This window comes from Micromonospora sp. CNZ286, assembly GCF_014207755.1.
In genome coordinates this window covers 2,459,663-2,471,988 of record NZ_JACHIZ010000001.1, presented here as the reverse complement: position 1 = coordinate 2,471,988, position 12,326 = coordinate 2,459,663, and the positions used below count along the sequence as shown (strand labels likewise).

Genomic DNA, 12,326 nt, shown 5'->3' with positions numbered 1-12,326 from the left:
CGGCCTACTGCTTCAGGACGGCGGTGATCTGGTCGTTCTGCTTCTGGATGTCGCCGCCGCCCTGGACGACCTGGCCGCGGACCAGGGCGAGCCAGGGGCTGCCCGGGGCGTTGAAGGCCTGCTGGAAGTTCAGGGCGACCGGGGTGTCGCCCTTGCCGGCCACCTCGTTGACGGTGACCAGGCGGGGATCACGCGCGGCGTACCTGTTGTCCGCCAGGTCGGAGCGCGACACCACGTCCTTGTTCTTCGCCAGCACCTCCACCTGGGCCTGCTCCGACATCAACCAGTTGAGGAAGTTCCAGGCCTGCCCGGACTTCCGGGAGTCCTTCGACACGCCGATGCCGTCGCCTCCGACGAATGTCGACGCACCGCCGTCGGGGCCGGGGATGCCGGCCACCCCGACGTCGAACGGCGTCGAGGAGAGCAGCGTCGCCGGATAGAACATCAGGCCCACCTTGCCCTCGGTGAAGGCCGCGGTCCAGGTCGGACCGGTCTCCCCCGCCGAGGACGGCAGGACCGCGCCGGAGCGCCACAGGTCCGCCCAGGTGCGGTAGACCTTCTCCGCGGTGTCTCCGGCGAGTTCGGAGGTGGTGCCGTCCGGGCCGAGCACCTCGCCGCCCGCCGCCCAGATCGACGGGAACCAGGTGAAGGCCAGGCAGCCGCCGCAGTTGAGGCCGGTGGCGGTGCCGTAGACACCGTCCCTCCCGATGGCCTGGACGGCCTTGGCGGCCGTGGCGTACTCGGCGAGGGTCGCCGGCGCCCGGTCCGGGTCGAGCCCGGCCTCCCGGAACAGCTTCTTGTTCCAGAACAGCATCGACAGGTCGAGCACGAACGGCAGCACGTGCTTCCGGCCGTCACGCGTACCGGCGGCGAGGTGGCCCTTGTTGACCGAGTCCTTGAAGTCGAGGCCGTCGATGTTGGCGCCGAGGTCCTGGAACAGTCCCTGGCTCACCCAGTTCGGCACGTACACGATGTCCGCGGCGAACAGGTCCGGCAGGCTGCCGGAGCCGGCCGCCGCGCCCACCTTCGCGACGTAGTCGTCGTTGGGGACGACGGTCAGCGCGACCTTGTTCCGGTGGCTGGCGTTGTACGCCTCGACCAGCAGCTTCGCCTGCTTCTCGAGCGGCGCCCGGGTCCACAGCGTCAGCTTGCTGCCGTCGTCGAGCCCGTTCGGGCCGGCCTGGGCCAGTGCCCCGTCGTCGCCGCCGTCGTCGCCGCAGGCCGCCGCGCCGAGAACCAGCACGGCCGCCGTGAGCCCGGCCAGCCACCGCCGTCCGCGTCGGCTCGGTGTGATCGTCATGTCGGCCTCCCGTTCTCTGAGGGAGCCGGAGCCGGCTCCACGGCTGAAGCGGTAAGCGGTTGCCGATGCCGGCCCTCGGGCTCAGCCCGGCGAGGTGGGCCGAGAATTCTCCGAAAACCTTTTCGGAGAATTCTCGGCGTCCACTTAGGCAAGTGTCAATACCTCGATCCGGAGGGCGGCGTGGAGCGCCTCGCCGCACCGGCACCCCCGGCCGGCCACCGGGTCAGCTCACCCGCGCCCGGCGCCGCCGACGATCACGGCCCCGGTCAGGCTCCGGGGGGCCGGCGCGGGTCGCGGCGACGGGCCGGGCGTTGCGGCGGGTCACCGTGGGCGGCGAGCGACGCGGCGTACGCCGGCCAGGGCGGTCACCGCGTACCCCGCCCGGATCCCGTACGCGCACAGCGCGCCGACCACGAGGGGTCCGGCGATCCACAGCGCCGCACCCGCCCAGCCGATGCCGACCGAGCCACCGACGGTCGCAACGGTCACGAGCACGCCGGGCATCGCCACGAAGCCGCCGGTCAGGTAGCGCCACCACCGTCCACCGGCGCCTGGCCGCATCGCCCACGGCACGAGCGCCGCCACCCCGGCCACCAGCGCGAGCGGGACGTAGTACAGGCCGATCTCGCCGGACGCGCAGGCGAACAGCGCAAGCGCCGCCGCGCCGGCGAACCGTGCCGCGCCGCGGGCCCGGCCCCGCAGCACGAGCGGCGCGGCCACGAGGAGCGCCGGCAGCAGCGTGAGCAACGCGATGCCGGGGCCGAACCGCCGGACGACGCCCTGTTCGCCGGAGTCCGCGCCGAGCGGGTCCACCGGCACCGCGGACGGCAGCAGGAAGCTCACGCACACGGCGATCAGCACACCGGCGGCCACCGCGACCACTGACAGCGTCCGGGCGGCCCGCTCCGCGCCGTCCCGGACCGGCAGGCCCAGTTCCTCCCGCGCCTGGCCCGCCACCGCGCTCGGTGCGCCGAGACCGGCGAGGATCTCGGCGGTGTCGCGTCCGCTGTCCAGCGCGTCGGCGATGTGCGCGCAAGACATGTGGCGCGAGGGGTCCGCGGCACGCCGCGCTCGGCGTACCGCGGACCGGCGTCGCGGGGGTCGGTCAGAGCGTCTTGTACGAGCCGAAGGTGCCGCGCGTCGTCCAGCCCCGGAACAGGCCGAGCCCGTACCCGTGCCCGCTGCAGTCGGCGGACTGGTAGCCGATGACGTTCTGGAAGCCGCCGCTCCAGCCGAGCAGCCAGTCGGCGTCAGCCGGGAACGGGCGGCACAGGTCGTCCGGCGCGGCCTGCCGGGCGACCACGGCGAGCGGATCGCTGGAGTAGAAGACCAGGCCCGTGTCGGGGTTCGGGATCGTGGCCGGCTCGGCGGCGGCAGGCGCGGCGAACAGCGGGACGGTCAGGGCCGCGGCGGCGAGACCGGCGGCGATTCGCATCGTGGACGTGCGCATTCTGTCCTCCAGGGACGGTGGGCGGCCAAGAGGGGGCGGCGGTTTCCCACCCCGTCAGGAGCGATGCGCATCGATGCCAACGGTGCCGCAGGAAGGTTGAGTTGTCAACCAAATCGGTGTCAGGCATCGACCAACGTGTATTGACACATTTTGTTACGGCGGTGATAGTAACTGCAAAAGCTCCCGCCGGTCCCTCCGCGGGGACGCGTCGCGGCGGCGCCACACCGACGTGGCCGCCCCACCGCCACCACCACCATCCAGGGAGCGCCGTCACGACGTGTCCCCTGGAGGGCGCATGAGAAGACGATCGAAGATCTACGCGGGGCTGGCGGCCGCCCTCGTCCCGCTCGCCTCCGTGGTCGTGGCGCTCGGCGCGACACCCGCGGGTGCCGCGATCGGCGGCTCGGGGCCCTACCCCGCCGACTACGAGACCTCGTCGAGCCTGCCCAACCACACCATCTTCCGGCCCCAGACGCTCCCGTCCGAGCGCCTTCCCGTCCTGGTCTGGGGCAACGGCGGCTGCTCGGCCAACGGCCTGTCGCAGGGCAACTTCCTGCGCGAGATCGCCTCCCACGGCTTCCTCGCCATCGCCAACGGCGCACCGAACGGCTCCGGCTCCACGAACTCCCAGATGCTCACCCAGTCCATCGACTGGGTCGTGGCGGAGAACTCCCGGCCGGGCAGCAGGTACTACAACCGGATCGACACCACGAAGATCGCCGTGGCCGGGTTCTCCTGCGGTGGCCTGGAGGCGTACGCGGTCTCGAACGACCCGCGCGTCACCACCACCGGCATCTTCAGCAGCGGCCTGCTCAACGACGCCGACGACTACCAGCTGCGGCGACTGACCAAGCCGATCGCGTACTTCGTCGGCGGGCCGAGCGACATCGCGTACCCGAACGCGATGGACGACTGGGGCAAGCTGCCGGCCGGGCTGCCCGCCTTCATGGGCAACCTGAACGTCGGGCACGGCGGCACGTACGACCAGCCCAACGGCGGCGAGTTCGGCCGGGTCGCGGTGCTCTACCTCAAGTGGCGCCTGAAGGGCGACGTCGGCGCCGGCGCGAACTTCGTCGGCCCGGACTGCGGTCTGTGCCGCAGCCAGTGGAGCGTCCAGCAGAAGAACCTGACGCTGGACGGCCCGCCGCCCACCACGCCGCCGCCCACCACTCCGCCGCCGGGTGGGGCCTCCTGCACCGCCGTCTACGCCGTCCAGGACCAGTGGAACGGTGGCTTCGTCGCCAACGTGACCGTGACCGCCGGGAGCACCGCGCTGACCGGCTGGCGCGTGACACTCACCCTGCCGGGCGGCGCCGCGATCAGCTCGTTGTGGAACGGCGTGCCCAGCGGCACCAGCGGCACCGTCACCGTGGCCAACCAGAGCTACAACGGACGGCTGAGCGCGGGCCAGAGCACCACCTTCGGATTCCAGGGCACCGGGACCGGCGGCGGCGCCACCGCCACCTGCGCCGGTAGCTGAACCACCCTGGGCAGGGCCGGCGCCGGACCCCGGCCCCGCCCGAGGTGAGTATCGTCTCGCCGGACGCCCGGCCGCCCGCCGGTCCGTCGTGGACGGTTCGGGCCCACCCTCGGGAAGACCGCCTGCTAGCGCTACCGGCGGCAGCCGGAGATGAACGCGACGTGCACCGGAGAGCCCTGCGCCGTAAGCCTTTCCGCCATCCACACGAAGTTGACATGGTAGATGGTTGGGCTAGGGTTCCGCCGAACGGTTGTCACCGAGGCAGGTATCCGGTCACCACGAGGACGGCATGACGGCACAGTGCAGTGGCTTCGACATCCGCTTGCTGGGCAATCTCCGGATCACGTACGCCGGGCGGGAACTGCCACTGCGCTCGGCTCAGCGCCGGGCCGTCTTCAGCGCGCTGGCGCTCACCCCGGAGCGGGGCCTGTCCCGGGACGAGCTGATCACCGCCGTCTGGGGTGACCACCCGCCGGCGAGTGCGACCGGCAACCTCTACACGTACGTATCCGCCCTGCGCCGGATGCTCGAACCGGACCGTGACAGGTGGTCCTCCAGCCGGGTGCTCACCTCCGAGGGCGGCAGCTACCGGCTGCACCTCGACGCCGACGCCGTCGACGTGCACCGCTTCGAGCGGCTCCGCGAACGCAGCCGCGCGCCCCGCGCCACCGGGGACACGGCGGGGGAACTGGCCGCCCTGGACGCCGCGCTCGCGCAGTGGCAGGGCGACGAGGCGCTCGTCGGCGTACCGGGACCACGGGCCGCCGGCCACCGGATCCGGCTGGGCGAGCTGTACCTGACCACTGTGGAACGGCAGGCCGAGCTGATGCTGGGCCTCGGACGCGGCGCCGAGGTCGTCGACCGCCTGCTCGCGCTCGTCGGCCGCCACCCGGCCAGGGAGAGCCTGTACGCGGTGGCGATGCGCGCGCTCGCCGCGCAGGGGCGTACCGCCGAGGCGCTCGCGCTCTACGCCACGCTACGGGACCGGCTGGTCGAGGAGTCGGGCACCGAACCCGCCGCCGCCGTCCGGCAGATCCACGAACAACTGTCGGCCGGCACCGCGACCCCGGCACGCGGCCCCGGCCCGGCCCCGCGGCGGCACCCCGGCTTCCGGGGCCGCTCCGCCGCGCTGGCCCGGCTGCGGTCGGCGGTCACCGGCCTGGCCGGCGGACGCGGCGGCAGCGTCTGGATCAGCGGCGAGGCGGGCATCGGGAAGTCGGCGCTGCTGGCCGAGGGGCTGAGCGGCGCGGCCCCGCTCGGCGTCCAGGTCGGCTGGGCCGTCGGCGACGAGCTGGCGTACCGGATGCCGTTGAGCATCGTGCTGGAGTGCCTCTCCCTGGGCAACGACGCGGACGGCCTGCCCGCCTCGCTGCACGCCTGCACGGCCGGGGAACCGCCGACCATGACCGTGATCGACACGGTGCAGCGGTTCGTGGTGGCGCGGTGCGCCGAACGGCCGCTGCTGCTGGTCCTGGACGACCTCCAGTGGGCCGACGACATGTCGCTGCTGGTCTGGCACGCGCTGCACAAGCTCACCACGCGGCTGCCGCTGCTGCTCGTCTCGGCCGCCCGCCCGGTTCCGGCCGGATACGAGGTGCGGCTCCTGCGCCGGGTGCTGCCCCGCGACGGCACCACGCTCGTCGAACTCGGTCCGCTCGACGACGACACCGCGACCGCGCTCGTACGCGACTGGTTTCGTCCGCCCGGCCCGGACCCCGGCACCACCCGCTCGTTCGTCGCGGCGGCCGCCGGGAACCCGTACTACCTTCGTCATCTCGTCCTCGCCGACCGCGACGGCCGGACCGCCGACACGCCCGGACCCGAGCTGACCGACGCGGTCTCCCGGCACCTGCAACCGCTCGCCGACGACACCCGCCAGTTGCTGCGGGCGATCGCGTTCCTCGGCAACAACTACCTGGTCGCCGACCTGGCCGCGGTCACCGGCAAGTCGGCGCCGGAACTCGTGCCCGCGGTGGAGGAGGCGCTGGCCGCCGGGGTCCTCGTCGAGGACGGGCGTCGCCTGCGGTTCCGGCATCCGGTCCTGCGCCGGGTCCTGCGCGGCGCGATCCCGACTGCGCTGCGGGTGCTGATGCACAGGCAGTTCGCCCAGCGGCTCGCCGAAGCAGGTGGCGACCTCGGCCGGGTCGCGGGCCAGTTGCTGGCCGGCCCGGTGCCGGTCGACGCCTGGGTGCAGGACTGGCTGACCACGCACGCCGCGCAACTGGGCGCCGTCGCCCCCGCGCCCGCGATCGCGGTGCTGCGGCACGCCGTTGCCTCGCCCGGCCTCTCCGCGCCGTCCCGCGAGCTGCTCACCGCGGAACTGGCCCGGGTGCTGCACCGCTGCGGGCTGCCCGCGGGCGCCGAGGCGAGCTGGGTGTCGGCGCACACCGGGGACGCCGCGACGCGCGCCGAGATGAGCCGGATCGCCGGCCCGGGCGGGCCGTCCCCGAGCGTCGGACCGGCGGTCGTCGGGCACCGGTGAGGAGACTGCGCGTCACCGTTCTGGGGCCGGTACGCGCCTGGAACGGCGAGGTCGAGATCGACCTCGGACCGGCCCGGCGGCGGGCCCTGTTCGCGATGCTGGCCGCGAACGCCAACCGCCCGGTCACCCGCGCCGAGCTGATCCGGGCGCTGTGGGGCGACTCGGCGCCGAGCGCCGCGGCGGGCAACATCTACACCTACGTCTCCGGCCTGCGGCGCAGCCTGGGCCCGGCCGGGGGGATGCTGCGCTCCGGCCGCGCCGGGTACACGTTGCGCCTCGACCCGGGCGCGCTGGACGCCGACCGGTTCGAGGCGCTGTGCGAGGCCGCAGTGGCACCGGCCGCGGCCGGGCGGCCCGCACCGGCCGTCGCGCTGCTCGACGAGGCGCTCGCGCTGTGGCAGGGCGAGCCGTACGCGAACGTCACCGGACTCTTCGCCGACCTCGACCGGCACCGCCTGACCGAGATGCGGATCGCCGCGGCCGAGCGGCGGGCCCGGCTGGTCCTGACGGGCGGCGGCGACGACGCGCTCATCGCCGACCTGACCGCACTGGTCCGCGACCACCCGCTGCACGAGCCGTTCCACGAGCTGCTGATGTGTGCGCTGCACCGGGCCGGCCGGGGCACCGAGGCGCTCGACGTCTTCCACGCGGCGCGCCGGGTGCTGGTGGACGAACTCGGGGTCGAGCCCGGCCCGGCGCTGCGCGAGTTGCAGAGCCGGATCCTCGCCGAGCCGGCGGCGGCCCCTCCGGCCGTACCGGTGACGCCGGTAGCGGAGGTGCCGGCAGCGGTGGCCGCGCCGCCCGTACCGCGGCGGGGCCGGCTGGTCGGACGCGACGCCGAGCTGGCGCTGCTGCGCGACCTGCTGGACGCGGTGGGCGAGGGCCGCAGCGCGATCGTGTGGATCGAGGGTGAGCCGGGCATCGGCAAGTCCGCGCTGCTCGACGCGGCGCTGCACGAGGCGCGTGCGCGGGGCCACCGGGTCGCGCGCGGCAGCGCCGAGGAACTCAGCAGCCGCATCCCTCTGCACGTGATGCGCCGGGCGCTGCGCCTGGAGGACGCGCCGCACGACGACCCGGCGGCGGCTGTCGACCGGGTGCTCGACCACGTCCGCCGGCTGACCGCCGAGGGCCCGCTGGTCCTGGCCGTCGACCATCTCCAGTGGGCCGACGAGGTGAGCCTGCTCGCCTGGGAGCGGCTGGCCGCGCTGACCCGGTGGCTGCCGCTGCTGCTCGTCGCGACCGCCCGGCCCGAGCCCGGCCGCCGCGACCTGGCCCGGCTGCGGCGCGGCGTGAGCACCCGCGCCGGGCACCTGATCCGGCTCACTCCCCTGCCCCCGTCGGACATCGAGCAGATCTTCAGCCGGACCGTCGGCGTGCCGCCCGGCGCCACGCTGCGGTCGCTGGCGCCGCTGGCCGCCGGCAACCCGCTGTATGCCCGGGAACTGGTCACCGGCCTCGTGGCGGAGGACGGCGTACGGGTGGTCGACGGGCTCGCCGAGGTCGACGCGCGGGCCGACGACATGCCGCGCTCGCTTCTGGACACCGTGCGGGCCAGCCTCGACCACCTCTCCCCCGGCGCCCGGGAGGCGCTGCGCTACGCCGCCCTGCTCGGCGACGAGTTCGCCGTCACGGAGGTCGCGGCGGTCACCGGGCGGACCCCGTTCGACCTGATGGCCGACCTGGAGGAGGCGGTCGCCGCCGACGTCCTCGTGGACGCGGGCAGCGAGCTGGCGTTCCGGCAACCGGTGCTGCGGCGGGCCCTCGCCGGCAGCATCCCCGCCGCGCTACGGCCGACGCTGCACCGGCACGCGGCGCAGGCGCTCGCGGACAACGGCGGCCCCGTCACCCGGGTCGCCGACCACCTGCTCGCCGGGCCGCCCGAAGTGGACGAGTGGCTGGTGGGCTGGCTGGTCGCGCACGACGCCGAGCTGTCCCGGCAGGCCCCGGAGGCGGCCCGCGAGCTGGTACGCCGCGCCCTGGCGAGCCACCGGCTGCCGCCGGCGCAACGGGCGACGCTCGCCGCCCTCCTCGACGGTCTCGACCGGTAGCGCCTCGGCGCTCGGCCGGTACAGCGCCTCAGCGCAGCCCGGGAACGCCCGTGAACCGGCGTGCGGCGGCCGCCGGGACCGGCGTACCCGGGCCGGTGCGGCGCACGAGGTGCTGGCGCAGGGCGGCCAGGGCGAGGGCGTCGAAGCGTACCCGCCCGTCCACGGGCGGCTCCTCCACCGCCAGTTCCCGCAACAGCAGCCGGGCGGGTGCACCGGCCTCGGGCTCCTGCACCTGGAGCACCGTGAACGCCGTACCGGGGAGGAACAGCACCCGGGCGGGCACGCCGTCGCCGGTCTCGAACGCCGCCGTGCGCCGCGCGGTCGCCGACCAGATCAGCACCTCGACCGTGCCCGGCAGGTCGGCGGGCGGCTCGGCGAGGGCGTTGGTGAACCCCCAGTCGGTGAGCACCCGCCGCTGCGCGATCCGGCGCAGGTCCGCCGTGGTCAGCCCGGCGCCTGCGTACGCGACGCCGCGGTGCACGGGCAGCCGGCGTACGCCCGCTGACACGCACCTGGCGAACGGCACGTGTCCGCCCGGCTCGGCGGACCGCAGCGCCTGGTCGAGGCCGTCGCCCGCGGCCGAGAGGTAGAGGCGGACGGCTGTCGCGTACTCCACCGCGTCGGCGCCGCCGGCGAGCGCCGGATGCGCGGCGAGCACGTCCGCCACGTCGGCGGAGACCGCGGCGATCTCGCGGCGGAACGCGCGCCGGAACCAGGTCCGCTCCTCGTCCAGGTCGGGGCCGGGGCGTACGCCCCGCGCGTCGTCGCCGGGGGTGCGCTGGAAGCGGACGGGCGCCGGTGCGGGGCGGTGCACCGGCAGCGTCATCGTCGGGCTGGTCGCCCAGCCCGCGCCGCCGTCGAGCACCGGCCCGGCCACGTCGGGCGCCGCCGCCTCCGGTCCGTTCGCGTCCGGCCCGATGCCGTCGAGCCCGGCGACGCCCGGCCCGGCCCCGGGAAGCCCGGCCGCCTCCGACCCGACAACGCTCAGCCCGGCCCCGGGAAGCCCCGCCGCGTCCGGCCCGGCACCGTGAGGCCCGGTCGCTTCTGCCCCCGGGCCGGGAAGCCCGGAGCCGTCCGGCAGGGTCGTTTCCGGCAGGGCGGCGGGACCGGCGACTGCGGGAACAGCCACGGCCACCTCGCTGGCCGACGGCGCGGGCGGGCCGGCCACGGCGACGGGCACCGGCTCCGGGACGGGCGCCGGCACCGACGGCGCGGGGAGCAGGTCGGCGGCGTGACCCGTCGTGTGCCGGTACGTCCCGGCCTCGATCCCGCGCGCCGAGAGCCCCGGGCGTCCCGGCGCCACGAGCGAGGACGGCTGCACCGCCGCGCGCCTGCGGGTCGCCGGGTCCAGCCGCGCGGCCAGGTCACCGGCCAGTTCCCGGTGGCGGTCGGCAGCGGCCGGCGCCGGGTCGTCCACGACCAGCCGGACGCGGTTCGGGTCCATCGGGACCGCGCGGATCCGGTCGGCGTGGCGGGGCGGCTCCGGGGCGCGCAGCCAGAGGCCGGACGGGATCACCTCGACCACCGCGTCGTGGGCGTACTGGTAGACGCGCGGACCGACCGGCTCGCCGAGTTCCGGCGGCGCGCGGTGTCGCAGGATGCGCGGCGTCACCGCCTTCGCCCCCAGCGTCTCCCGGGGCCGGTAGGCCAGCTCCTCGGCGAAGACCTGCCAGCCGGGCCGCCCGTCGGCGTCGACTGTGAACATGGCCGGGCCGTCGGGCCGGCCGCTGGGCACGCCGGTGAAGACGCGCACCGGGCTGCGCAGCAGGTCGGCCAGCGCCTGCCCGAACTGCTCGCCGTCGGGCAGCGCGACCGGGCCGTACTGGACGAAGCGGGCGTGCTCGCGCCCCTCCGGCGCCAGGCCGCGCCAGAACCGGGCGATGTCGTCCAGGCGCAGCGGCGCCGTCCCGGGGCAGCCCACCAGGACCGGCATGGCGTCCGGCAGGCACGGCATCGTCGAGGTGAGGTGGCTTCCGTGCACGGCGACTGCGGCCTCGTCGCGGCTCTCCCGGAGCCAGACACCGCCGGGCAGCGGCTCGGCGGCACAGGTCGAGCTGATCGTCAGGTGGTCGACGGCGGCGCCGTCCCAGGCCGGTACGGGATAGCGCTTCGACTGCCAGACCGGCGTGTGGCCGCGCCGGTAGCAGACCCACCCGCCGAGGTCGGTGGCGTGCACGAACAGCAGTCCCGCCGCACCCGGGATCATCCGTCCGAACGGGGCGATCACCGGCCGGCCCAGCCGGTCGGAGAGCCACTGGCCGGCGAGCGCCCCGGTCTCCGGGCGGGCGCCGCAGACCACCAGCCGGATGCCCCGGCGCAGGCGTTGCCGGCGCAGCTCGGTCGCGACCGTGTCCCAGATGTCGAACGGCAGTTCGTGTTGCAGGTCCAGGATCACGATGTCGTTGTCGGGATCCCGGTCCACCGACAGCGCGACCGTACGGGCCTCCGTGCTGATCCGCTCGCTGGCGTGCAGCACCAGGGCGTTGCCGACGGTGTGGCGCGTGATCACCTCAGATCATGCCGGAGCGCAGGGCGTAGGCCACCGCGTGCGAGCGGTTGCGCAGCTTCAGCCGGTGGTTGAGGCCGTAGATGACGTTCTTCACAGTGCGTTCGGAATAGCGCAGCTCGTCGGCGATCTCGTTGGTGTCGAAGCCCTCGGCCATCAGCCGCAGCACGTCGATCTCGCGCGCGGTCAGGCCGGAGGCGTTGAGCCCGTTGGGGTTGAGCACGTCGCGCTGGAGCCGTTCGATGTGCTTGAGCAGCTCACCCACCAGGTTCGGGGGCAGCACGCCGCCGCCGGAGGCGGCCGCCCGGACGCTGTGCACGAGGCGTTCGGCGGTGACCGCCACGCGCGGCAGGACCGCCACCACCCGGCACTCCACAGCGGTCAGCAGCTCCTGCTCGCTCACCTCGGTCGTGATCAGGACGACCGGGGCGCCGATCTCGGTCGCCGCGAGGCGCAGCATGGCGATCACGTCGGTGGTGAGCCGCTCCGCGGCGACGACGAGCACCTGCGCCCGCGTCCGGTCCGCGCTCTCCAGCAGCGTGATGTCGGAGCGCGACCGGAGGTGGGCGGTCAGGCCGGTGTGGGTCAGCGGGTCGGGCGCGTGCACAAAGACGGCAACTTGCTCCACAGCCATCTCCATCACTGTCAGTAGGGGCTGACAGTCTCATGGAGAGTCCTTCAAGAAATCTCCACACTCTCTTTCCTGATGGCGTCGAGCCGTGAAGATCTGCCTATAACCGCTGGTCAGACTTTTTTCAGTCAGTGAAGATTGATTTCGACGGGGCCCATCTTCTCCGTCGCGAGCTTCCCGGCGTTCGCGGCGGCGGCCTGGATCGCCTCCATGATCGCCGTCTGCAACGACGCTGCGTCACGCTGCTCGTACACCCGTGGGTCGACCCGGACGGCCTGGACCTTGCCCAGGCCGCTGGCCATGACCACCACAGTGGCGTCCTGGGAGCGGCCGGTGACGATCGCCCGCTCCAGCTCCGACTGCGCGTTGCGCATCTGGTCCTCCAGGCGCTGCGCGTTCTCCATGAACTCCTGGAACGAGGGTGGGATC

9 protein-coding genes are annotated in these 12,326 nt (G+C 74.5%); 3 read left to right on the top strand and 6 right to left on the bottom strand.

All coding sequences use genetic code 11. The annotated features are described in order from the left end of the window. Positions 1-4: 4 nt before the first annotated feature. The 3 genes from FHX31_RS11115 to FHX31_RS11105 all read right to left on the bottom strand — a co-directional run bounded on the left by FHX31_RS11115 (position 5) and on the right by FHX31_RS11105 (position 2,750). The gene (locus FHX31_RS11115) at positions 5-1,300 is read right to left on the bottom strand and encodes an ABC transporter substrate-binding protein (RefSeq protein WP_184976002.1); all 1,296 of its coding nucleotides are present in this window, start codon (positions 1,298-1,300) and stop codon (positions 5-7) included. A 321-nt stretch (positions 1,301-1,621) separates the two neighbouring features. After that, the gene (locus tag FHX31_RS11110) at positions 1,622-2,341 is read right to left on the bottom strand and encodes a hypothetical protein (RefSeq protein ID WP_184975999.1); all 720 of its coding nucleotides are present in this window, start codon (positions 2,339-2,341) and stop codon (positions 1,622-1,624) included. A gap of 64 nt (positions 2,342-2,405) precedes the next feature. After that, positions 2,406-2,750, bottom strand: coding sequence for a hypothetical protein (locus FHX31_RS11105; protein WP_013286972.1), 345 nt, complete (start codon positions 2,748-2,750; stop codon positions 2,406-2,408). A gap of 295 nt (positions 2,751-3,045) precedes the next feature. Here FHX31_RS11105 and FHX31_RS11100 point away from each other — a divergent pair, with 295 nt between their 5' ends. The 3 genes from FHX31_RS11100 to FHX31_RS11090 all read left to right on the top strand — a co-directional run bounded on the left by FHX31_RS11100 (position 3,046) and on the right by FHX31_RS11090 (position 8,760). Then, positions 3,046-4,230 (top strand): cellulose binding domain-containing protein, encoded by a 1,185-nt coding sequence (locus FHX31_RS11100; RefSeq protein ID WP_184975996.1) that lies wholly within the window; start codon positions 3,046-3,048, stop codon positions 4,228-4,230. A gap of 289 nt (positions 4,231-4,519) precedes the next feature. Continuing rightward, complete coding sequence (locus FHX31_RS11095) at positions 4,520-6,712, top strand: BTAD domain-containing putative transcriptional regulator (RefSeq protein WP_184975993.1); 2,193 nt, start codon at positions 4,520-4,522, stop codon at positions 6,710-6,712. Then, positions 6,709-8,760 (top strand): BREX system ATP-binding domain-containing protein, encoded by a 2,052-nt coding sequence (locus FHX31_RS11090; protein ID WP_184975990.1) that lies wholly within the window; start codon positions 6,709-6,711, stop codon positions 8,758-8,760. The genes FHX31_RS11095 and FHX31_RS11090 overlap by 4 nt, the downstream gene beginning before the upstream one ends. A gap of 28 nt (positions 8,761-8,788) precedes the next feature. On the opposite strand, the gene FHX31_RS11085 is transcribed toward FHX31_RS11090, so the two are convergent. From FHX31_RS11085 to FHX31_RS11075, 3 genes are all read right to left on the bottom strand, one after another. Further along, the gene (locus FHX31_RS11085; protein ID WP_013476344.1) at positions 8,789-11,269 is read right to left on the bottom strand and encodes a hypothetical protein; all 2,481 of its coding nucleotides are present in this window, start codon (positions 11,267-11,269) and stop codon (positions 8,789-8,791) included. Between the two features lies 1 nt (position 11,270). Beyond that, positions 11,271-11,906 carry a helix-turn-helix transcriptional regulator gene (locus tag FHX31_RS11080; protein ID WP_174361720.1) on the bottom strand — a complete coding sequence of 212 codons (636 nt, stop codon included), beginning with the start codon at positions 11,904-11,906 and terminating at the stop codon, positions 11,271-11,273. Between the two features lie 119 nt (positions 11,907-12,025). After that, positions 12,026-12,325: a YbaB/EbfC family nucleoid-associated protein gene (locus FHX31_RS11075; protein ID WP_369752305.1), complete on the bottom strand. Its 300-nt coding sequence runs from the start codon at positions 12,323-12,325 to the stop codon at positions 12,026-12,028. Between the last annotated feature and the right edge of the window lies 1 nt (position 12,326).

Bases quoted from the DNA above. Each gene is read 5' to 3' on its own strand.
- FHX31_RS11115 (WP_184976002.1), bottom strand. From the start codon at position 1,300: ATGACGATCACACCGAGCCGACGCGGACGGCGGTGGCTGGCCGGGCTC.
- FHX31_RS11110 (WP_184975999.1), bottom strand. From the start codon at position 2,341: ATGTCTTGCGCGCACATCGCCGACGCGCTGGACAGCGGACGCGACACC.
- FHX31_RS11105 (WP_013286972.1), bottom strand. From the start codon at position 2,750: ATGCGCACGTCCACGATGCGAATCGCCGCCGGTCTCGCCGCCGCGGCC.
- FHX31_RS11100 (WP_184975996.1), top strand. From the start codon at position 3,046: ATGAGAAGACGATCGAAGATCTACGCGGGGCTGGCGGCCGCCCTCGTC.
- FHX31_RS11095 (WP_184975993.1), top strand. From the start codon at position 4,520: ATGACGGCACAGTGCAGTGGCTTCGACATCCGCTTGCTGGGCAATCTC.
- FHX31_RS11080 (WP_174361720.1), bottom strand. From the start codon at position 11,906: ATGGAGATGGCTGTGGAGCAAGTTGCCGTCTTTGTGCACGCGCCCGAC.